The following is a 21,304-nucleotide window of genomic DNA, read 5'->3' on the forward strand; positions in this document are numbered from 1 at the left end:
GACGCGCACAGTGGGGTCGCCTTTCTTTGGTTACTTTCTTTGGCGAGACAAAGAAAGTGACTCGCCCGCCGGGGCGAATTCCCGGCTCCTGCGCCAAACACCCAACAAGGCCAAAACAAAGCCCCACACGCCAAGTCCAAGCCAAAAAAAGAACACCGCCAAAGCAAAGGCCCAGAGCCCCCACCCCACCCCTCTCCCAGAGCAACAGGGAGCAAGACATCCAAGGACCCAGGCCGTCTCATCACAGCTGAGCCAGCCTTTGAAGCATCTGATCGGAAGCCGTGATCGCCTTGCTATTGATCTCGTACGCGCGCTGCGTCTGGATCATGTTGACCATCTCTTCCACCACGTTGACGTTCGACGATTCGACGTAACCCTGGCTCAGGATGCCCGCGCCTTCCAGCCCGGGGTTGAGCTGGTTGGGCGCCCCGGACGAATCGGTCTCCGCGTAGAGGTTCTCCCCCAGGCTCTGCAGCCCGGCGGGATTGAGGAAGGTGGCCAGCTGCAGCTGCCCCACCTGCACGGTGGCCGTGCTGCCGGCCTGCGTGACCGAGACCATGCCGTCGCGGCCGATGGTGATGCTGGTCGCGTTCTGCGGAATGGTGATGGCCGGCTGCACCGGGAATCCGCTGGCGGTGACCAACTGCCCGTCGCGGTCGGTCTGGAACGAGCCGTCGCGCGTGTAAGAGGTGGTGCCGTCCGGCATCAGCACCTGGAAGAAGCCGGCGCCGTTGATGGCCACGTCCTTCGGGTTGTCGGTCTTGGTCATGTTGCCCTGCGCGTGGATGCGCTCGGTGGCGACCACGTGCACGCCGGTGCCGATCTGCAGGCCCGAGGGCAGGCGCGTCTGGTCGGAGGTCTGGCCGCCGACCTGGCGCAGGTTCTGGTACATCAGGTCCTCGAACACCGCGCGGCTGCGCTTGAATCCGGTGGTGCCGACGTTGGCCAGGTTGTTGGAGACCACGTCCAGCTGGGTCTGCTGGGCATCGAGGCCGGTCTTGGCGATGTAGAGCGAGCGCATCATGGCGAATGGGTCCTTGTGTCTGGAGGGGGTCAGCTGTAGGCGAGCAGCTTGTTGGCCGACTGGGCGTTGTTGTCCGCGGTCTGGATGGACTTCATCTGCATCTCGAAGCTGCGGGCCTGGGAAATCATGGCCACCATGGCATCGACCGGCTTGACGTTGCTGCCCTCGATCACGCCGCTGCTGACGGTGACGGCCGCGTCGGCCTCGGCCGGCGGCAGGCCCTCGCGCATGCGGAACAGGCCGTCCTCCCCGCGCACCATGTCGGTGGTGGGCGGATTGACCAGCTTCAGGCGGCCGACCTCGGCCACGCCCACCAGCGGGTCGCCCGCGCCGCGCGCGGTGATGGCGCCGTTGGCGGCGATCTGCACGGTGGAGCCGGGCGGCACCACCAGCGCGCCGCCCTCGCCCACCACCGGGCGCGAGCCCATGGTCAGCAACTGGCCGTCGGCGCCGACCTGCAGGTTGCCCACGCGGGTGTAGGCCTCGCCACCGTCGGGCGTCTGCACCACCAGCCAGCCGTCGCCGTGCACCGCGACGTCGAGGTTGCGGCCGGTCTGCGTGAGAGGGCCATGGCTGAAGTCGGCACCCGGCGTGGTGGCGACCGCGAAGGCGCGCGTGGTCGCCTCCTCGCCCACCACCGGCACCGCGCGGGCGGCGTTGATCTGCGCACGGAAGCCCGGCGTCGAGACGTTCGCCATGTTGGCGGCGCTCACGGCCTGTTCGTCCATGACGCGCTTGGCGCCGCTCATGGCGACGTAGAGCATGCGGTCCACGTGGGGTTCCTGCCAGACCCGCTCAGCGGATGTTGATGAGGGTCTGGACCACCTGGTCCTGCGTCTTCACGGTCTGCGCGTTGGCCTGGTAGCTGCGCTGCGCGACGATCAGGTTGACCAGCTCGGAGGTGAGGTCCACGTTGGAGGCCTCGACCGCACCCGCTTCGAGCGAGCCCTGCTTGGTGCCCTCGCCCGGCGTGCTGGTGATCGCGGGGCCGGAGGCCAGGGTCTCGCCCCAGGCGTTGCCGCCCTTGGGTTCCAGGCCGTTCGGATTGGCGAAGCTGGAGAGCACCACCTGGCCCATCAGCTTGGTCTGCTCGTTCGAGAACTTGCCGGTGATGGTGCCGTCGGGGTTGATCGAGTACGAGGTCAGGGTGCCGGCGGTGTAGCCGTCCTGCTTGAGCTTGGTCATCCCGTTCGCGTTGCCGAACTGGGTGGTGCCCGAGAGGTCCACCGTCATGTTCATCGCGGCGGAGCCGTTGGCGAAGTTCAGGCCCGCGATGTTGAAGCTGCCGCCGGCCGGCGCCGTCATGTTGCCGTTGGTGTCGAAGGTGATGCCGGCGAGGGCCGCGCCGCCGTTGAGATCGGCTCCGTCGGCCTGGCCGTAGGCGCTCCAGGCGTTGGGGCCGGTCTTCACGAAGTAGACGGTGAGCTCGTGCGGGTTGCCCAGCGAGTCGTACACCGGGCCGACCGAGTTGGAGTAGTTGAAGGTGCCGGAATCGGTGGCGTCGAAGGGCGTCTTGGTCGGCACGGACTGGCGCGAGTCGAGGTTGAACTCGGCCTCCACGCCGGTGGTGGCGTTCGGGTTCATCGAGGCGGTCTGGATCTGCAGCGCGGTGGGCGTGCCGCCGGAGAGGCCGCCGGCCGCGGTCACGCCGTAGCCGGTGAGGCGCAGGCCCTGCCCGTTGACGATGTAGCCGTCCTTGTCGCGCGTGAATTGGCCATTGCGCGAGTACATGATCTCGCCGCTCGGGCTCTGCAGGCGGTAGAAGCCGTCGCCGTTGAGGATGGCCACGTCCAGCGGGCGGCTGCTGGTCTGCGTGACACCCTGGGTGAAGTTCTGCACCACGCCCGAGACCGAGGCGCCCAGTCCGATGCGCGATCCGGCGTAGATGTCCTGGAAGGTGGCGGCGGCGGATTTGTAGCCCACCGTGTTCGAGTTGGCGATGTTGTTGCCGATGACGTCGAGGTTGGCGGCAGCCACGTTGAGGCCGCTGATGCCCTGGGAAAAACTCATGATCGATCCTTGTTGCTATGCGTGGATGAAGCGGCCTGCAGCGGCGACGCCACGGCCCGCGAGGGGTGAAGGGTTTGCAGCGTCGTCAGAGGTACATGCGCACGTCGTCCAGGCTGACGCTGCGCCCGTTGGCCAGCTCCAGCACGACCCCGTTGGCACCCTGCTTGACGGCCGCCACCTGGGCGAAGGTGAGCGCGGTGGCGGAGACGCTCGCGCCGTCGTTGCTCGCGACCACGGTGAAGCTGTAGTTGCCCGCGGGCACCGCCGAGCCGTCGTCGGCCTTGCCGTCCCAGGTGACGGCGTTCACACCCTCGGGCAGGGAGCCGAGCTCGAGCGTGCGCACCGTGCGGCCCGAGCCGTCGACGATCTTGACCTGCACGTCGCCGGCCGTGCCCGGCAGCTGCACGGCGAAGGGGACGGGCACCGGCTCCTCGCCGTCCTTGGGCGCACTGGTCGCGATCTGGTTGCCGGGCGACAGCACGTTGTAGCCGACCAGCGAGGCCGCCTGCAGCACCTGGCTGGTGCCGCTCTGGTTGACCAGGCCCGACAGCGTGGCGTTGAGCTTCTCGATGCCGGTGACGGTGCTCATCTGCGCGAGCTGCGAGGTGAGCTCGGCGTTCTGCATCGGGTTGAGCGGGTCCTGGTTGTTGAGCTGCGTCACCAGCAGCTTGAGGAAGCGCTGCTCGTTGTCGGAGCCGCTGATGCCGCTGGTGTTGCCGCTTTGGCTCGAGCCTGCACCGGCGAGCGAGGAAAGAGCGTCGTTGACCGCCATGGAGGTGTTTTTCTTGGAGGGTTGGAAGGGATTACTGGCCGATGCTCAGCGTCTTGACCATCAGCGTCTTGGCGGTGTTGAGCACCTCGACGTTGGCCTGGTAGCTGCGCGACGCGGAGATCATGTTGGTCATCTCCTCCACCACGTTGACGTTGGGCATGCTCACGTAGCCCTGCGCGTTGGCATGGGGGCTCTTGGGGTCGTAGACCATCTTCGGCGGCGCGGCGTCTTCCACCACGCCGGCGACCTGCACGCCCCCGATGTCCTGGCGGCTGGAAGGGGCGACCTGGAAGACCACCTGCCTGGCGCGGTAGGGCTGGCCGTCCGGACCGGCCACGCTCTCGGCGTTGGCCAGGTTGCTCGCGGTCACGTTCATGCGCTGCGACTGGGCCCGCAGGGCGGAGCCGGTGATGTCGAAGATGCTCATGGAGGCACTGGGCATGGCGGTTCCTTCTTTTCCTTCTCTTCTTCTTTACTGGGCCGCTGCCAACAGCGACTTGATCTTGGCGCTCATCAGCGTGAGGTTGGCCTCGTAGCGCAGCGCGTTGTCGGCGAAGTTGACGCGCTCGGCGTCCATGTCGACGGTGTTGCCGTCGATGCTGGACTGCGTGGGCACGCGGTAGAGCAGGTCGGCGTCCGGCATCGCGCGGGACTCGCCCTGCAGGTGGCGGGCGGAGGTGGCGGCCATCGCCATGGCCTGGCCGCCGCGGCCGTGCTCCACCGCCTGCGCCAGGCGGGCGCTGAAGTCGAAGTCGCGTGCCTTGTAGTTGGGCGTGTCGGCGTGGGCGATGTTGGAGGCCAGGACTTCCTGGCGCTGGGCCCGCAGGTTCAGGGCTTCGCGGTTGAAGCGAAGCGCCGCATCCAGCTTGTCGATCATGTGCTTTCCATCCTTTTGCGGTCGCGGCCCGGGCCGGGCGTGGCGACAGATGGAAAGCGAGTCTATGCACGGGCCCGGTTTGCAATGGGCCGAACAAAGGGGGTTTTGGTGTGCACTTCGCACCTTCGCGCGGTGCCAGCCGTTTCTAGAATCCTCGGGACCGATGATGGACAAGACCTCCTTATTCCTCCGTTCGCTCCCGCTGGCCCTGGCTGCGGGCCTGGGTGCCGCGGCCTGCCCGGCGGCAGCCGCCGACGCCGAGGAAACGGTGCGCCAGTTCCTCCAGGAACAGGCAGCCGGCCTGCCCGGCCGCGCCCGCATCAAGGTCGCCATGCCGGCCGCCGCGCTGCCGCCCTGCGACGCGCCGGAAGCCTTCCTGCCGAACGGCGCCTCCGCCTGGGGTCGTGTCTCCGTGGGGCTGCGCTGCCCCGGCGAGCGGCCGTGGACGCGCTACATCCAGGCCCATGTCGCGGTGGAAGGCCGCTACCTGGTGGCCGCGCGCGCCATCGAGGCCGGCCAGCCCATCGGCGCCGGCGACGTGGCCGCCCGCACCGGCGACCTGAGCAAACTGCCCAGGTCCGTGCTGGCCGACCCCGCCGAACTCAAGGGCATGGTGGCGGTCAATCGCGTCGCCGCCGGCGCGCCGTTGCGCAGGGAGCAGCTGCGCGGCACGGTGGTGATCCAGCAGGGCCAGACGGTCCAGGTGATCGCCGGCGGCCCCGGCTTCACCGTCAGCACCGAGGCGCGCGCCCTGAGCCGGGCGGAAGCCGGTGCCCTGGTGCAGGCCAAGACCCGCGACGGCCGCCTGCTCAGCGGCGTGGCGGACGAGGAAGGCCAGATCCGCCTGGCGCAGTAGCATGAACGGCATCGCGCCCTAAAGTTTCCGGTCCGGGCCGCCGATAAGGCAGTCAACCATTGAGGAACCATCTTGAAGATCGAACACCCCGCCTCTTCGGCCACCTCCCTCTCCCGCGCGGGCAAGGGCGCCAAGGCCCAGCCGGCCGCCGGCGCCGAAGCCGCCGACAAGGCGCGGGACACGGTGCAGTTGTCATCCTCGGCCCAGATCCATTCGATGCCCGGCGGCGTCAGCGGCGACTTCGACGCCGAGCGCGTCGCCGAGATCCGCCAGGCCATCCGCGACGGCAGTTACCAGGTGCGCCCCGAGCGCATCGCCGACGGCCTGATCGACAGCGTGCGCGAGTTGCTGGCCGGCCAGAAGGGCTGACGACGATGATCCGCACGGCCGCTCCGAAGCCCCATCGCAGCGCAGTCGAAGGGGCGCCCGCACCCGCCGTGCTGCTGTCGCACCTGCTGGCCGAGAAGGCCTGCGTGGAAGAATTCCTGGGCGTGCTGGACGACGAAGCCCGGGCGCTGCAGTCGGGCCTCTACGCCGGCCTGGACTTGCTCACCGAACGCAAGTCCGGCCTGCTCGACCGCATGGCCACGCTGGACCGGGCCCGCGAATCGGCGCAGGTGGCGATGGGCTTCGAGCCCGGCCGCGCCGGCGCCGACGCAGCCGCCACGGCGGCCGGCGCAACGGCGCGCGAAACCTGGACCGCACTGCTGGCCCTGGCCGAGCGCGCCAAGGCGGGCAACCACCACAACGGATCGATGGTGCACGGCCAGCTCGACTTCACCCGCAACGCGCTGCACTACCTTCAGGCGACGGCCCTGCCCTTCTATGGGCCGGATGGGATCCGCCGGGCGGTGGGTGGCAGCGGGAATCGGCTGGCGGTCGGCTGATTCGACGCTGCGCCGGCCTGAATGCCGGCGTGGTGGCCCCCTCTCTGCCGAGCTTTTTCCGACGCCTTTGGTTTGAACGCACGCGTCGGCAGTGGCTGGGCGTCGTTCAGTTGGCGTTGCGCTTCTTGGTCGGCCCCCAACCCGCGCCGGCCGGCGCTTTCAGCCCTCGTTCATCAACGGTTTTGACAATGTCCGGAGTCCGCCCGCGGGTCTGCGGGCATTGCCGAAGAGAGTTCGATCGTTCATGGACCTGTCTTTCACCGAACAGGCCGGCCACGCCGCCCAGGCCGACGCAGCATCCGTCATCCTTCATCCGCCGCACGATCCCCGGCGCCGCGAGGTGGAGGCCTTCGTCCGGCACATCTACGCCTCCCGCTACGGCGCGCACGTGCAGGACTTCGCCCCGGTCCTGGTGAGCCTGCGCGACCCCGACGGCCACATCGCCGCGGCGGCCGGGTACCGGCCCGCGGCACAGATGCCGCTCTTTCTCGAACGCTACCTCGATGCGCCGGTGGAGTCGCTGCTGGCGAGCCACGGCCACGCGCAGCCGCCGCGTGAGTGCATCGTCGAGATCGGCCACCTGGCCGCGTCGCGCGCGGGCGAAGGCCGGCGCCTCTTCTTCCAGCTGGGCCCGCACCTGGCCGCACAGCGCTTCCGTTGGGTGGTCGGCACCGCGACGGAAGAACTTCGCCACCTGTTGCTTCGCATCGGCATCGCGCCGCTGGTGCTGGGACAGGCCGACCCCGCCGCACTCGGCGAAGAGGCCGGGCATTGGGGCAGCTACTACGATCATCGCCCGCTGGTGCTGGCCGGTCAGCTCCGGCAGGCCTTGCGCCACCTGGCGCGCTCCGCTGCCGCGAGGGCCCGCGGATGACGGCGGCCGCCGCAGCCCTGGACGACGGCCGGCGCAGCTGGAGCGCCGCCGAACTCGGCCATGAGGTGGATGCGCTGGCCGAGCGCCTGGTGTCGCAGCGCACGCAGGTGCTTGCCACGCTGATGGACAACTCGCCCGCCTGGGTGGCGGCCGACCTCGCCGCCGCGCGCCTGGGCGTGGTGCACGTCCCGCTGCCGCTCTTCTTCAGCCCCGAGCAGATCGCCCACGTGCTGCGCGCCGCGGGCGTCGACACCGTGCTCACGCTGCCCGCGCTGGCCGCGCGCTGGCCCCAGGCACCATCGACGCCGTGCGAGGTCGCGGGCACGATGCTCGCCTGCGTGCGCTTGCCCGCCGAGCCGGTGCCGATGCCGGCGGGCACGACAAAGATCACTTTCACCTCCGGCACCACCGGCACACCCAAGGGTGTGTGCCTCTCTGCGGACGCCATGCGCAGCGTGGCCGATGGCCTGGTGCAGGCGATGGAGCCGCTGGACATCCGCCGCCATCTCTGCGCATTGCCTTTCGCCGTGCTGCTCGAGAACATCGCCGGCCTGATGGCACCGCTGGCACGCGGCGCCACCTGCATCGTCCTGCCGCTGCAGTCGCTGGGCTTGACCGGGTCGTCCCGCTTCGACCCCGCGGCCTTCCAGGCCGCGGTCGCCCTGCACCAACCTCACAGCATGATCCTGCTGCCGCAGATGCTGCGCGCCTGGGCCGCCCATCTGGCCGCCAGCGGGCAGCGCGCACCCGCCTCGCTGCGGCTGGTGGCGGTGGGGGGCGCGGCGGTGGGCGCGCGACTGCTCCAGGGCGCCCGCGCGCTGGGCATTCCGGCCTATGAAGGCTATGGGCTGTCCGAGGGCGCATCGGTCCAGACGCTCAATCTGCCCGGCGCCGACCGCGCCGGCAGCGCCGGGCGCGCCCTGCCGCATGCCCGCCTGCGCATCGCAGCCGATGGCGAGATCGAGATCGCCGGCAGCCTGCTCGCAGGTTATCTCGGCAGCACCGAAGTGCCCCCGCCATGGTGGCCCACGGGCGACCTGGGCACGATCGACGAAGACGGTTTCGTGCATGTCCAGGGCCGCAAGAAGCTGGTGCTGATCACCGCCTTCGGCCGCAACGTGTCGCCGGAATGGGTGGAAACCGCCCTGCGCGACCAGGATGCCATCGGCCAGGCCGTGGTGTTCGGCGAGGGCCAGGCCGCGCTTGCCGCGGTGCTGTGGCCCGTGCAGGCGGATGCGCCGGATGCGGCGCTGCAGGCCGCCGTGGAGGCCGCCAACGCCGGACTGCCCGACTACGCGCGCGTGCAGCACTGGACGCGCGCCCGCGCTGCCTTCAACGCCGAGTGCGGGATGGCCACCCCCAACGGACGCCCGCAGCGCGCCGCGATCCTGCGCGCCCACGCCGATGCCCTGGGCATCGCATCGATCTGAACACCCTCGCCTTCAAGGAGTCTCCATGAGTTTTTACGCCCGATTGCTGGAGCAGAGCGCCGACGCCCGCGCCGGCCTGCTCGGCGCGCCCATCATCCAGGGCTGCCTGAGCGGCCAGGTGTCGCTGCCCAGCTACCTCGCCTTCCTGCACGAGGCCTACCACCACGTGCGCCACACCGTGCCGCTGCTGCGGGCCTGCAGGGCCGCCCTGCCCGCGCGCAACGCATGGCTGCAAGGCCCCCTGGACGAGTACATCGAGGAGGAGCAGGGCCACGACCAGTGGATCCTCGACGACATCCGCGCCGCCGGCGGCGATGCCGGTGCCACGCGCGACGGCACGCCCGGCCACGCCACCGAGGTCATGGTGGCCTATGCCTACGACACCGTCGCGCGGCGCAATCCGCTCGGCTTTTTCGGCATGGTGCACGTGCTCGAAGGCACCAGCGTCTCACTGGCCCTGCTGGCCGCCGACCGCATCCAGCAGTCCCTGCAACTGCCCGACGCCGCCTTCAGCTACCTGCGTTCGCACGGCACGCTCGACCGCGAACACACGGCGCACTTCGCGCTGTTGATGGACCGGATCGAGGCCCCGGAGGACCAGGCCGACATCGTGCACGCGGCCCGCGCCTTCTACCGCCTCTATGGCGACGTGTTCCGCAGCCTGCCGCTGCCGCAGGTCGCCGCGGACACGGCGGCAACCGATGTGGCGGGAGCCACCGCATGAAGGCCGCCCAAGCCCGCATCCTGCTCACCGGCGGCAGCGGCGGCATCGGGGCGGCGGCCGCAGCGCGCTTCGTGAACGCGGGTGCCTCGGTCATGCTGGTGGGCCGCACGCCCGAAAAGCTGTCGACCCAGGCCCATGCGCTCAGCCGCGACGCCGCCCCCGGAACGCCCCGTGTGCAGTGGTGCACCGCCGACCTGACCCAGGCCGCCGAACTCGAGGAGCTGGGGGAAATCGCCGCCGAGTGGGGATGCAATGTGCTCGTCCACTGCGCCGGGGCGCCGAGCTTCGGCCCGCTGGAGTCGCTGGACCCGGTGGACATGGCCCAGGTGCTGCACACCAACCTGCTGGCGCCGATGCTGCTGACCCGCGCGCTGCTGCCGCATCTGCGGCGCCTGCAGCGCGCCCAGGTGATCTGCGTGGGCTCGGTGCTGGGCTGCATCGGCCTGCCGGGCTACAGCGTCTACAGCGCCACCAAGTTCGGCCTGCGCGGCTTTGCCGAGGCCCTGCGCCGCGAGCTGGGCGACAGCAGCGTGCGCGTGCAGTACCTCGGACCCCGCAGCACGCGCACGCCCTTCAACTCGGCCGGCGTCGAGGCCTACAACCGAGCCACCGGCACCGCCTCGGACACCCCCGAGGCGGTGGCGCAGGCGATGCTCGAGCTGCTGGAGAGCGAGGCCACCGAGCGCTTTCTCGGCTTTCCGGAGGCCTGGGCGGTCCGGCTGAACGGGCTCGCGCCTGCACGGATGGACGCGGCCTTCGTCAAGCATCGCAACTGCCTGTCCGCCGCCGCGAAAGCGGATGCAGCGCCAGGCGCCACTTCGCCGACAACGGCGTTCCAGGGACTCGAATCATGACAACGAAACAACCATCTTCCATCCCCATGCCTTCCCGCCGCGCGCTGCATGCCCTGCTGCTGGCTGCAGTCGTCGCACCACTGGTGGCTGCGCCCCTGGTGCCTCGGGTGGCCCATGCCGCCGGCGTCGAAGATGCCGTCGCCGAACTGCAGCGTGAATGGGAGACCATCCGCTACCAGGCCCCGCCGGCCGAACGCGAGAAGCGCTTCGAGGCGCTGGCGGCCCGCGCGCACAAGGTGAGCGAAGCCCATCCGGGCCGCAGCGAGCCACTGGTGTGGGAAGGCATCATCGTCAGTTCCTGGGCCGGCGAGCGCGGCGGCCTCGGCGCCCTCGGCCTGGTCAAGCAGGCCAAGGCGCTGTACGAAGAAGCCATCCGCATCGATGGCGACGTGCTGGACGGCTCGGCCTACAACAGCCTCGGCGTTCTCTACTACAAGGTCCCCGGCTGGCCGGTCGGCTTCGGCGACAAGGCCAAGGCCAAGGAACTGCTGCAGAAAGCGCTGGCCCTCAATCCCAAGGGCATCGATCCGAACTTCTTCTACGGCGAGTACCTGATCGAGACGAAGCAGCCCGACCAGGCCGTGGCCTACCTCGAGCGCGCGATCCAGGCGCCGCCGCGGCCCGGACGCCAGGTGGCGGACGCGGGCCGGCGCGAGGAGGCGCGCGCCCTGCTCGAAAAGGCCAAGAGCAAGTAGGCGGGCCCAGGCCGTGCGCGGCGCACGGCCGCTACGCTTGGTTGCATCCGAATCATCTCTGCAAAGCGCGCGGCGATGGATGCCCTGTAGAAGGAGCCCCATCACTGCCGGCCGAGGAGAGAAGGATGAGCGCGATCTCCGAGCGTCCCCCTGCCGCTGCCGCGAGCGCGCAGCGGCCCACGTCGATCAGCCAGTTGCCGGGGCCGAAGGAATCGCTGGTGCTGGGCCACCTGCTGCAGCTCAAGGTGTCGCGCCTGCACCTGCAGCTCGAAGGCTGGGCCCGCACCTACGGCGACACCTACCGGCTTCGGGTCGCACGGCAGCAGATCGTCGTCATCAGCGGGACCGAGGACATCGCCGCCGTGCTGCGCGCGCGCCCGGATACCTGGAGCCGACCGAGGAACTTCGCTTCCATCGCGCGGGAATCGGATGCCTACGGGCTGTTTGCCGCCGAAGGCGACGAGTGGCGCCGCCAGCGCCGCATGGTGATGGCCGGCTTCGACCCCGAGCACCTGCGCAACTACATGCCGACCCTGACGCGCGTGACGCGGCGGCTGCGCAAGCGCTGGATCGTCGCAGCGCACGCGAAGAAGGTCATGGACCTGCAGGACGAGCTGATGCACTACTCGGTGGATGCGGCCTCCGGCATCGCCTACGGCCTGGACATCAACACCCTGGAGAACGCGCAGAGCGAGTTGCACGACAACCTCAAGCACATGTTCCCGATGGTCTTCCATCGCATGAACCTGCCGTTCGCGTACTGGCGGTATGTCAGGCTGCCCTCGGACATCGCGCACGACAGGCGCATCGCCACGCTGCATCGCATCATCGGCCAGATCATCGCGCAGGGGCGCGAGCGCCTGCGGCAGCATCCCGAACGGCGCGAGCAGCCGACCGACCTGCTGGAGGCCATGCTCGCCGCCCGCGACGCGGACGGCAGCGCCCTGAGCGAGTCCGACATCCGGGGCAACGTCTTCACCATGCTCACCGCCTCGGAGGACACCACCGCCAACACGCTGGCCTGGACCTTCTACCTGCTGCACGAGCATCCCGAAGCCTGGGAGCGGCTGGTGGAGGAAGCCCGCGCGGTGCTGCGCGACGCACCGGTGGCGCAGGCGCTGGACGAACTGCGGCAGATGCCCTATGCGGAAGCCTGCGCGAGCGAGGCGATGCGCCTGCGCCCGGTGGCGCCGCTGCTGATCCTCGATGCCGTGCGCGACACCGCGATCCGTGATGTGCACATCCCCCACGGCACGCGGCTGTATCTGCTGATGCGGCCCGGCGCGGTGGACGATGCAGCGATCGAAGCGCCTCGGGCCTTCATCCCGCAACGCTGGCTGGCCGACGGCGCCGCTTCGGTGCACTCACCCAAGCGCCTGTCGATGCCCTTCGGCGCGGGGCCCCGGCTGTGCCCGGGCCGCTACCTGGCGATGCTGGAGATCAAGCTCGTGCTCAGCATGCTGGCGCGGGACTTCCAGCTGCTGGAAGTCGGCACGCCGGACGGCACGCCGCCCGACGAGATCCTGGAATTCACGATGCACCCGGTCGGCCTGCACCTGCGGCTGGGGACGGATGCGGGAATGCCGGCCGATTGACGCCGGCGTCGGCAAGCTCAGCGTGTCAGCAGCGTACGCACCGCGCTTCGGGGCCTTCGAACAGGCACGGCAGGCCCTCAGAGCAGTTCTTCCGCCACGAACAAGGACATCAGCCCCAGCTTCAGTCGCGTGACCCAGTCCGCCCCCGGCTCGCGCGCATGCACCACCTCGCCGCCAGGTTCCTGCGCCACCCATTCGATGCTGCCCGGGCGGCTGGCGCCGGCGCGCAGGCGCCAGCTTCCGGTGTCGCGGTCGCGCTGCAGGGTCTGGGTGACCTCGACCGCGAGCGCCGGGCTGTCGATCAGGAGGCCCAGCTCGGTGTTGGCACGCATCGATCGGCGGTCCATGTTCATCGAGCCGATCAGCAGGCGCCGCCCGTCGATCACCGCCAGCTTGGCGTGCAGCCGGCCCGTCGAGGAGGCCGACTCGCCGGGCGAGGCGCCCGCGCGCCGTCGCAGCACCGGGCTGAGTTCGTGCAGTTCGACCCCCATGCGCAGCATCTCGGCGCGGTAGCGCGCATAGCCCCAGTGCACCAGCGGCTCGTCGGTGGCCGCCAACGCGTTGGTCATGAGCACGACCCGCAGGCCCTTGGCGCGGGCGCGCCGCATCAGCGCCAGCCCGCGCTGGCCGGGGATGAGGTAGGGACTGGCCACCAGCACCTGCGAGCGTGCTTCGCGCATCGCCTTCAGCGCGCCTTCGAGCGCAAAGGCATCGGGCGCGCCGCGGGTGTCGGCCTCGACCTTGTCGGGGCCGTCCGCCATCAGCTGCGCCGGCGCGAAATGCAGCATCAGCCGGCCCTCGTCGAGTTCGGCGGCGACCGGGCGGTAGCCGAGGCGGTCCAGTGGCGCGACAGCCGGCGTGGGGCCCAGGTCCATGACCGCTTGCGCGAAGGACCGGCGCGCCCGGCCCTCCTCTTCGGCCTCCGGCAGCAGTGCGTGCACCGGCCACACCTGCTCGCTGTTCCAGAAGCGGTCGAACACCGTCTCGAAGCCGCCGACCACCGGGCCGGCGCACAGCACGTCCATGTCGATGAAGCTCGACCGCCCGCCGCGCTGGAAGTAGTCGTCGGCGATGTTGCGCCCGCCGATCAGGGCCAGGGAGCCGTCGGCGATGAAGAGCTTGTTGTGCATGCGCCGGTTGATGCGCTCGAACTCGTGCATCGACAGCGCCACCCGCGTGGCGACCGCGCCGCGGCGTTGCGGCAGCGGGTTGAACAGCCGCACCTCGGCATTCGGCTGCGCCGCCAGGCCGGCCAGCAGCAGGCGGCTGTCGCCGGCATAGAGGTCGTCGACCAGCAGGCGCACCCGCACGCCGCGCGCGGCGGCGTCGGCCAGTTCGCGCAGGAAGCGCCGGCCGGTGGCATCGGCCGCCACCTGGTAGTACTGGATGTCCAGCGAGACCTGGGCCCGCCGTGCCAGCGCGATGCGCGCGTCCAGCGCCTGGTCGCCGTCGGCCAGCAGCCGGAAACCGGAGAGCGCCGGGCTCGCGCCTTCGGCCGAGACGCGCGCCACCTGGGCCAGGCGCGTGTGGGCCACCTGCGCGATCGCGCTCGAGTGCGGGCGCTCGGCCTGCGGTACCGGCGCCGGCAGGCTGGCGCAGCCGGTGCCCAGCATGGCCGCCAGCGCATGGCCGAGCACCGAGCCGATGCCGGGCCTCAGCCGGCGCAGCTCGCGCGACAGCGGCTTGCGCAGCAGCCAGGGCAGCATCAGGCACCAGGCATGAAAGGCCCAGCGCAGGCGCTGCAGCTCGGTCAACAGCGAAGGGAACGCACGCTCGGACATTGCCAACACTCCTCTCCCCCGGACTCGGGGTGCTCTGGTTTCTCTGGGACGGTCTTGACGGTTCTCTGGGGCTCTCGGGGTCCGGCCCACTGCGGGCCGATGCTTGCGAGGATGGACGGCCACCGTATTCGCAGCATTTCGAAAGAACACGCGTCGGTAGCTGTTTCGCTTCGCCGCGCAACGCGCGAAACCGCGATGTATCCGCCGTGTATTCGTCGGGCAATGAAGACCACGACGCTGTTGCTCGCGCCTAGACTCGCGCCATGCACGCTTTGGCAGCGACATCCACCGACGACGACCGCCTGGCCGGCCTCACGGCCCAGCTGCAGTCGCTGCGCCGGGTGGCGCTGGCGGTGGCGCAGGCCAGCGGCCCGGGCCTCTTCGATGCCCTGGTGCGCGAGCTGGCGGAGGCGCTGGAGGTACCGACCGTTTTCATCGCCGTCTACTCCGACAACGCCTGCAGCCTGATGCGCACCCTGGCCGTGCGGCTGGACGGCCGGACCCTGCAGAACTTCGATTACGGCCTCGCCGGCACGCCGTGCGCACGCGTGGTCGGCGGCGAGTTCCGCTACATGGGCGAAGGCGTGGCGGCGCAGTTTCCGCCGGGCTCGCTGTTCGCCGCCAAGGGCATGGATGCCTATGCCGCCTTCCCCTTGCGCGACAGCGGCGGCGAAGCGCTGGGCCTGCTGGTCGCGATGGACCGCCAACCCATCGCCGGCGGCGACGCCGAGCATGCGGAGGCGATGCTCAAGATCGTCGCCGGCCGCGTGGCCGCGGAGATCGAGCGCGGCCGCACCGACGAAGCCCTGCGCTCGGCGGCGCTGGCGGTCTCGAACGCGGGCACCGGCTCGGTCTTCGACGAGCTGGTGCGGCTGCTCGCGACCATCCTGCACGTGGAGGTGGCGTTCATCGCGCGGCACGAGTGCTGCGAGGCGAAGCAGCTTCGCATGCTGGCCATGCACCTCGACGGGGAGGTCATCCGCGACGTGTGCTACGACCTCGCGGGTACGCCCTGCGAGACGGTGCTGGGCCACCAGTTCCGCGCCTATCCGAGCGAGCTGCAGGCCCTCTTCCCCGACGACGACGACGCCAAGGTCCAAGGCACCGTGAGCTACGCCGGCTACCCGCTGACCGCGACCGACGGCACACCGCTGGGCGTGGTGTCGGTCGCCTCGCGCCGGCCGCTCACGCAGCTGGACCGGGTGGAGTCCATGCTCAAGATCTTCGCCATGCGCGCCGCCGCCGAGGTCGAGCGGCTGGCCGCCAGCGAGGCGCTGCAGCATTCCGAGGCCAGCTACCGCACCATCTTCGAGACCGCGGAGGACGCGATCTTCGTGCACGACTGGGACAGCGACCGCATCATCGACGTCAACAGCAAGGCCTGCGAGACCTTCGGCTACCCGCACGACGAACTGGTGCGCCTGTCGGTGGCCGACGTCAGCTCGAACGTGCCGCCCTACACCGCCGTGGAGGCGGCGCGCTGGATCGAGCTGGCCAAGCAGGGCCAGTGCCCTCCCTTCGAATGGCAACGCCGCAACAAGGACGGCAGCCTGCACTGGGACGAGGTGCGCCTCAAGCCCGCCACCTTCAACGGCCGCCGCCACATCCTGGCCTTCACCCGCGACATCACCGAGCGCCGCGAACGCGAGCGCGCGCTGCAACGCAGCGAGGCGCGCCTGCGCGCCACGGTCGAGGCCGCCTTCGACTGCGTGATCGGCATGGACGGCGAAGGCCGCATCGTCGAATTCAACGCCGCCGCCGAGCGGGTGTTCGGCTACCGGCGCGAGGAGGTGCTCGGCCGCGAGGTGGCCGAGGTGATCGTGCCCGAGCGCCGGCGCGAGGCACACCGGCGCTGGGTGCGCGAACTCCCGCTGGGCGGCAACGGCCCGATGGTGGGCCGGCTGGTCGAGACCACCGCCCTCACCGCCAGCGGCGAGGAGATTCCGGTCGAACTGGCGGTGAGCGTGGCCGAGGCGCCCGGGGGCAACATCTTCGTCGGCCACGTGCGCGACATCAGCGCGCGCCGCGAGGCCGAGGCGGCGCGGCTGGCCCTGGAGGCGCAGCTGCGCCAGGCGCAGAAGATGGAGGCCATCGGCCAGCTCACCGGCGGCATCGCGCACGACTTCAACAACATCCTCACCAGCGTGATCGGCTACCTGGTGCTGGGCGAGGAGCGCGCCCAGGCGCTGGACGACCCGATGCTGCAGCGCCAGCTCGGCCAGGCGCACCTGGCGGCGCAGCGCGCACGCGACCTGATCGCGCAGATGCTGGCCTTCGCGCGCCGCCAGCGCGGCGAGGCGCGCGTGCTCGACGTCGGCCCGCTGGTGCGGCAGACGCTGCGCCTGCTGCGCGCCACCCTGCCCTCCTCGGTCACGCTGGGCGGCAACGCCAATGTCGACGACCTGGGCGCTCCGCTGTGCGTGGCGGTCGATCCGGTGCAGCTCGAGCAGGTGCTGTTCAACCTGTGCATCAACGCGCGCGACGCGCTGGATGGTGCCGGCCGCATCAGCGTGCACCTGAATGCGCACGCGCAGCAGCGCTGGCAGTGCGCCTCGTGCCGGGCGCCGGTGGACGGCGGGCCGTGGGTGGAACTGAGCGTGGCCGACAGCGGCAGCGGCATCGCGCCGGAGTTGCTGGAGCGCATCTTCGACCCCTTCTTCTCGACCAAGGCACCGGGCAGCGGCTCGGGCATGGGGCTGGCGATGGTGCACGGCATCGTGCATGGCCACGGCGGCCACCTGCGCGTGCAGACGGCGCGCGGGCACGGTTCGGTGTTCTCGGTGATGCTGCCGCGCGCCGCCACCCCGGTCCCGGCCTGCAACGCCGCCGGCCCCGCGCCGCGCCGCGCGATCGCCGCGGACGTGCCGGCCCTGCGCGGGAACGTGCTGGTGGTGGAGGACGACCCGATGGTGGGCGACTTCCTGGTCGAGCGCCTGGCCAGCTGGGGTCTGCGCGTGCAGCTCCAACGCGAGCCGCAGACCGCAGCCGCCTGGCTGGCCGAGCCGGCGCACGAGGCCGACCTGCTCATCACCGACCAGACCATGCCGCACATGACCGGCCTGCAGCTGGCCGCGCGTGCCCGCGCGCTGCGGCCCAGTCTGCCGGTGGTGCTGATCAGCGGCAACGCCGGCGCATTCGATCCGCAGGAGCTGGAGCAGTGCGGCGTGCGCACGCTGCTGCGCAAGCCCATCGATGCCGAGCGGCTGCGCGCCACGCTGGGCGAGCTGCTCGGCGTGGCGACCGCGTGAGGCGCACCGCCCCGCGCAGGCCCGTTCAGGCCGCCATCGCGTCGAACACCGCAGCCTGCTGCGGCACCGCGTAGACCAGCGGCGCCATCGCGTTGCGAACGCGGATCGCCTGGGCATCGTCCAGGCACGAGAAAAGGATCTTGCGGAAACGCGGCTCCATGAAGCCCGAGACCAGGTACTGCCAGCGATAGGCCTTCAGAATCAGGCCCTCGATGCGCCGCTGCCGCAGGACGTCGATCGGCGTGCCGGCCAGGGCGCAGAAGTAGGCGGCATCGGCCGTCGCCTGGCCCTGCAGGATGGCGTCGAAGGCGCCCACCAGCCCGATCAGGTCGTCCACTGCCGCGTCGCGCGCGGCGGCATCCACCTGATCGTCCGCGCGCAGGAACTCCAGCTCGTCCAGCACCGTGTGCTGGGCTTCCTCGCGCCAGTGGAAGAGGAACACGTCCTTCCACAACGGGCACAGCGCCTCGTCGGGGCCGATGCTGGCGCGGTAGTGCGCCTGCGTGAAGCGCTCGATATGCAGCGTCAGCGCCAGCACCGCCCAGGTGCTGCCGGCCAGCACGGCCTGCGCCACCGCGTTCGGCTCCGCCGTCTTGCGGTAGCCGGCGGGCATGCCGGCGGCCATCATGTCCTCGAGGCGGCGGAACAGCGCCTGGTGCTTGAGTTCCTCGTCGGTCATCCGCACCAGCGCCTCCATCTCGACCTGGTCGCCGAAGGCGCGGGCATGGCCGATCTCCATGATCTTCGCGCTGATGAAGCGCTCCGCGAGCCCGAACATGTAGGCATAGGTGCGGCCCTGCACCTGGCTCAGCAGGCGGCGGTCGCCGGCGTCCAGGAATTCCAGTTCGTCGGCGAGCGACAGGCCCTCGGGCAGGAAGGGGCGGCCGTAGTCGAAGTCGCGTCCGCGGATCAGGTCGCGCTCGATCTCCCAGCGCACGCGCTTGGAGATCTCGATGACCTTGGCGTAGCGGGAGGTGGTGGTGGTGGACGTGGCGGTGGTCATGGCTTGTTCCCCGGGTGTGAAGAAGAGCGCGGTGCCGGCGCTCCACGGCAGGATCGTGTGTCCTGGACCGCAGTCTGGACAGCGCGGGTAACCGCCGCGCGACGCCCGTCCTCCACCTTGTTGCAGTTGTGTAGCAGCCGGATCACACGGCAGAATGCCGGCCATGGACGAGCCCGCCCGTGTGCTCATCGTGGACGACGACGCGTCGGTGCGCGCGATGCTGCGCGAGTACCTCGGCAGCCACGGCTTCTCCACCTGCGAGGCGGCCAACGGCCAGCAGATGCGCGAATGCATCGAGCAGGAGACGCCGCACCTGGTGCTGCTCGACATCCGGCTGCCGGGCGAGGACGGTCTGAGCCTGGCCAAGTACCTGCGCGAGCGGCACGACCTCGCGATCATCATGGTGACGGCCTCCGGCGACGTGATCGACCGGGTGGTCGGCCTGGAGATCGGCGCCGACGACTACGTTGCCAAGCCCTTCGACCCGCGCGAGCTGCTGGCGCGCCTCAAGAGCGTGCTGCGCCGTACCCGCGCGCGCACCGGGGCACCGGAGCCTCCGGCCTCGGCGCCGGCGCCCCTGACGGGCGGTCGCCAGCGCTTCGGCCGCTGCGAGGTGGACATGGAGGCGCGCCGGCTGTTCGAGGCCAACGGCGCGGAGGTCGCGCTGACCGCGATGGAGTTCGACCTGCTGCGCGTGTTCCTGGCCAACCCGAACCGGGTGCTCTCGCGCGACCAGTTGCTGGTGCACACCCGCAACCGCGAGTGGGAGCCCTTCGACCGCTCGATCGACATCCGCATCGGGCGGCTGCGGCGCAAGGTGGAGCCGGACCCGACCGGCGAGCCGCGGTGTATCCGGACGGTGCGCAACGCGGGTTACATGTTCGTGCCCGACACATAAGCTCACTGGCAACTGGCGGGGTCGCTCACCCCTTCTCAGGACACGACCTGGTAGTACAGGTTCTGCGGATGCCGCGCCTGGGCGAAAAAGAACCAGCGCTCCGCGATCAACCCCGGCGTCTGTGCAACGAGCGCGAGCGCGAAGGCCATGGGGGACGGCGTCGCCAGCGCCCAAAGCAACAGCAGCGCCGGCACCACGAAGGCGAACAACATGAAGCCCCACTTCACCTGGCGCAGCGCCGCGCGGCTCACGCCATGGAAGAACTCGCGCGTGTTGAAGGCCCCGGCCGACATGCCCATGGACTTCTGCACCAGCTTGGGCGCACGGATGCCGGTGGCCGTTTGCAGCGTGGAGCGCGGCACCAGCGCGGCATTGCGGCGCAGCGAAAGCAGCCGCGCCGCACCGGCCGCCAGCGTGAGGACGAGGGCCGCCGGCCCGCTCACCGACAACAGTGCCTGCTCGTTGGCGAATGCCGCCAATGCGCTGGCCAGCACCAGGCCGGAGGACAGGCCGATGAGCGCGAAGTTGACCGGCGTCAGCGGCTGCGCCCACTCCTGGATGAAACGCAGGCAGGCGTAGATCATCGCCGTGCAGTACCACAGCAGCGCGGCCAGCAACAGCGCGGCCAGCGGCAGCCAGGCCGCCACCGGCCCCTGGCGCAACATCCACCACCACAGCGCCACCAGCGCGATGAAGGCCGGCAGCACGATCACCTCGCGCGAGAGCCAGGAGGTGCGCCACATCATGGCCGCCCGCCATGCTCGCTCCGGCCGCCCCAGGTGGCCGAAGGAGGCCCCCAGCCCGACCAGCAGCATCACGATCGCGACCAGCAACGAACTGCCGAGGAAGCCCGGCGACAGCGGCAGGCCCGCCAGCGAGGCCAGCGCCAGCGTGGCCACCAGGCCCTGGGCCGCCCCCGCCACGGTGGTGAAGACGACGACCGAGAACGCGGGCTTCACGACATGCCTCCCAGCTTGGGCTGCACGCGGCTCGCGCCGCCGGCGGCGTCGGTCACCCGCCGCGGCAAGTACTGGTTGGCGGGGTTGGTCTCCCATTCCGGCATCAGCGAATAGCCGCCGCGCTCGCGGATCGCCTTCGACACCTCGGAGTCCGGGTCCTTCACGTCGCCGAAGAGGCGCGCGCCGGTCGGGCAAGCCTTCACGCAGGCGGGCTTGCGGTCTTCCTGCGGCAGCTTCTCGTCGTAGATGCGGTCCACGCACAGGGTGCACTTGGTCATGACCTGGCGCTCCTCGTCCAGCTCGCGCGCGCCGTAGGGGCAGGCCCAGGCGCAGTACTTGCAGCCGATGCACTTGTCGTAGTCGACCAGCACGATGCCGTCTTCCTTGCGCTTGTAGCTGGCGCCGGTGGGGCACACCGGCACGCAGGGCGGGTCCTGGCAGTGCAGGCAACTCTTGGGGAAATGGATGGTTTCGGTGCCGGGGAAGGACCCGGCCTCGTAGGTCTGCACGCGGTTGAAGAAGGTGCCGGTGGGGTCGGCGCCATAGGGCTGTTCGTCCGCCAGCGGGCCGGCGCTGCCGGAGGTGTTCCACTGCTTGCAGGAGGTCACGCAGGCATGGCAGCCGACGCAGACGTTGAGGTCGATCACCAGCGCGAGCTGCTTGGCCAGGGTCTCGCCGGGCTCGGCGCGCACGCGTTCGTGGCCGCCGGGGCGCGCCTCGCCGCGCCTGGCCGCGGGCGGCGCCAGGTCCGCGCCCCGGGCGGCGGCGGTCGTCGCCGCCGTCGCCGCCGTCGCGCAGCCGCAGCCCTCGCCGCAGC

21 protein-coding genes are annotated in these 21,304 nt (G+C 70.5%); 11 read left to right on the plus strand and 10 right to left on the minus strand.

Annotated elements, in window-relative coordinates; genetic code table 11:
- Positions 1-241: 241 nt before the first annotated feature.
- The 6 genes from flgG to flgB all read right to left on the minus strand — a co-directional run bounded on the left by flgG (position 242) and on the right by flgB (position 4,683).
- Positions 242-1,024: a flagellar basal-body rod protein FlgG gene (flgG, locus tag ABEA07_RS03390; RefSeq protein ID WP_345535885.1), complete on the minus strand. Its 783-nt coding sequence runs from the start codon at positions 1,022-1,024 to the stop codon at positions 242-244.
- Between the two features lie 29 nt (positions 1,025-1,053).
- Complete coding sequence (locus ABEA07_RS03395) at positions 1,054-1,797, minus strand: flagellar basal body rod protein FlgF (RefSeq protein ID WP_345535886.1); 744 nt, start codon at positions 1,795-1,797, stop codon at positions 1,054-1,056.
- A 22-nt stretch (positions 1,798-1,819) separates the two neighbouring features.
- Complete coding sequence (flgE, locus tag ABEA07_RS03400) at positions 1,820-3,034, minus strand: flagellar hook protein FlgE (RefSeq protein WP_345535887.1); 1,215 nt, start codon at positions 3,032-3,034, stop codon at positions 1,820-1,822.
- An 85-nt stretch (positions 3,035-3,119) separates the two neighbouring features.
- Positions 3,120-3,806, minus strand: a complete 687-nt coding sequence (locus tag ABEA07_RS03405; RefSeq protein WP_345535888.1) for a flagellar hook assembly protein FlgD — start codon at positions 3,804-3,806, stop codon at positions 3,120-3,122.
- Positions 3,807-3,837: 31 nt separating this feature from the next.
- A complete protein-coding gene (gene flgC / locus ABEA07_RS03410; protein WP_345535889.1) occupies positions 3,838-4,248 on the minus strand; it encodes a flagellar basal body rod protein FlgC in 411 nt (136 codons plus the stop codon).
- 30 nt (positions 4,249-4,278) lie between these two features.
- Positions 4,279-4,683 (minus strand): flagellar basal body rod protein FlgB, encoded by a 405-nt coding sequence (flgB, locus tag ABEA07_RS03415; protein ID WP_345535890.1) that lies wholly within the window; start codon positions 4,681-4,683, stop codon positions 4,279-4,281.
- 163 nt (positions 4,684-4,846) lie between these two features.
- Here flgB and flgA point away from each other — a divergent pair, with 163 nt between their 5' ends.
- The 9 genes from flgA (at position 4,847) to ABEA07_RS03460 (ending at position 12,598) form a co-directional block, all read left to right on the plus strand.
- On the plus strand, positions 4,847-5,539 hold the full coding sequence (gene flgA / locus ABEA07_RS03420) for a flagellar basal body P-ring formation chaperone FlgA (RefSeq protein WP_345535891.1): 693 nt from the start codon (positions 4,847-4,849) through the stop codon (positions 5,537-5,539).
- A 72-nt stretch (positions 5,540-5,611) separates the two neighbouring features.
- Positions 5,612-5,908, plus strand: a complete 297-nt coding sequence (gene flgM, locus ABEA07_RS03425) for a flagellar biosynthesis anti-sigma factor FlgM (RefSeq protein WP_345535892.1) — start codon at positions 5,612-5,614, stop codon at positions 5,906-5,908.
- A 5-nt stretch (positions 5,909-5,913) separates the two neighbouring features.
- Positions 5,914-6,426: a flagella synthesis protein FlgN gene (locus ABEA07_RS03430; protein WP_345535893.1), complete on the plus strand. Its 513-nt coding sequence runs from the start codon at positions 5,914-5,916 to the stop codon at positions 6,424-6,426.
- 244 nt (positions 6,427-6,670) lie between these two features.
- A complete protein-coding gene (locus tag ABEA07_RS03435) occupies positions 6,671-7,300 on the plus strand; it encodes a thermostable hemolysin (protein WP_345535895.1) in 630 nt (209 codons plus the stop codon).
- The gene (locus ABEA07_RS03440) at positions 7,297-8,730 is read left to right on the plus strand and encodes an AMP-binding protein (protein ID WP_345535896.1); all 1,434 of its coding nucleotides are present in this window, start codon (positions 7,297-7,299) and stop codon (positions 8,728-8,730) included. The genes ABEA07_RS03435 and ABEA07_RS03440 overlap by 4 nt, the downstream gene beginning before the upstream one ends.
- A gap of 25 nt (positions 8,731-8,755) precedes the next feature.
- Positions 8,756-9,454 (plus strand): iron-containing redox enzyme family protein, encoded by a 699-nt coding sequence (locus ABEA07_RS03445; protein WP_345535898.1) that lies wholly within the window; start codon positions 8,756-8,758, stop codon positions 9,452-9,454.
- On the plus strand, positions 9,451-10,308 hold the full coding sequence (locus tag ABEA07_RS03450) for an SDR family oxidoreductase (protein WP_345535899.1): 858 nt from the start codon (positions 9,451-9,453) through the stop codon (positions 10,306-10,308). The genes ABEA07_RS03445 and ABEA07_RS03450 overlap by 4 nt, the downstream gene beginning before the upstream one ends.
- Positions 10,305-11,003, plus strand: coding sequence for a tetratricopeptide repeat protein (locus ABEA07_RS03455; RefSeq protein WP_345535900.1), 699 nt, complete (start codon positions 10,305-10,307; stop codon positions 11,001-11,003). The genes ABEA07_RS03450 and ABEA07_RS03455 overlap by 4 nt, the downstream gene beginning before the upstream one ends.
- A 125-nt stretch (positions 11,004-11,128) precedes the next feature.
- Positions 11,129-12,598, plus strand: coding sequence for a cytochrome P450 (locus ABEA07_RS03460; protein WP_345535901.1), 1,470 nt, complete (start codon positions 11,129-11,131; stop codon positions 12,596-12,598).
- Between the two features lie 77 nt (positions 12,599-12,675).
- Here ABEA07_RS03460 and ABEA07_RS03465 read toward each other — a convergent pair whose 3' ends face one another.
- Positions 12,676-14,379, minus strand: a complete 1,704-nt coding sequence (locus ABEA07_RS03465) for a phospholipase D-like domain-containing protein (protein ID WP_345535902.1) — start codon at positions 14,377-14,379, stop codon at positions 12,676-12,678.
- A gap of 263 nt (positions 14,380-14,642) precedes the next feature.
- Between ABEA07_RS03465 and ABEA07_RS03470 the strand changes: the two genes are divergently transcribed.
- The gene (locus ABEA07_RS03470; RefSeq protein ID WP_345535903.1) at positions 14,643-17,627 is read left to right on the plus strand and encodes a PAS domain S-box protein; all 2,985 of its coding nucleotides are present in this window, start codon (positions 14,643-14,645) and stop codon (positions 17,625-17,627) included.
- 25 nt (positions 17,628-17,652) lie between these two features.
- Here ABEA07_RS03470 and ABEA07_RS03475 read toward each other — a convergent pair whose 3' ends face one another.
- A complete protein-coding gene (locus ABEA07_RS03475; protein WP_345535904.1) occupies positions 17,653-18,630 on the minus strand; it encodes a hypothetical protein in 978 nt (325 codons plus the stop codon).
- 163 nt (positions 18,631-18,793) lie between these two features.
- Here ABEA07_RS03475 and ABEA07_RS03480 point away from each other — a divergent pair, with 163 nt between their 5' ends.
- Positions 18,794-19,528 (plus strand): response regulator, encoded by a 735-nt coding sequence (locus tag ABEA07_RS03480; protein ID WP_345535905.1) that lies wholly within the window; start codon positions 18,794-18,796, stop codon positions 19,526-19,528.
- Between the two features lie 35 nt (positions 19,529-19,563).
- On the opposite strand, the gene ABEA07_RS03485 is transcribed toward ABEA07_RS03480, so the two are convergent.
- Positions 19,564-20,487 carry a dimethyl sulfoxide reductase anchor subunit family protein gene (locus ABEA07_RS03485; protein WP_345535906.1) on the minus strand — a complete coding sequence of 308 codons (924 nt, stop codon included), beginning with the start codon at positions 20,485-20,487 and terminating at the stop codon, positions 19,564-19,566.
- On the minus strand, positions 20,484-21,233 hold the full coding sequence (locus ABEA07_RS03490; protein WP_345535907.1) for a 4Fe-4S dicluster domain-containing protein: 750 nt from the start codon (positions 21,231-21,233) through the stop codon (positions 20,484-20,486). The genes ABEA07_RS03485 and ABEA07_RS03490 overlap by 4 nt, the downstream gene beginning before the upstream one ends.
- Between the last annotated feature and the right edge of the window lie 71 nt (positions 21,234-21,304).

The sequence above is a fragment of the Variovorax defluvii genome (genome assembly GCF_039541515.1).
In the GTDB taxonomy this organism is placed as follows: domain Bacteria; phylum Pseudomonadota; class Gammaproteobacteria; order Burkholderiales; family Burkholderiaceae_C; genus Variovorax; species Variovorax defluvii.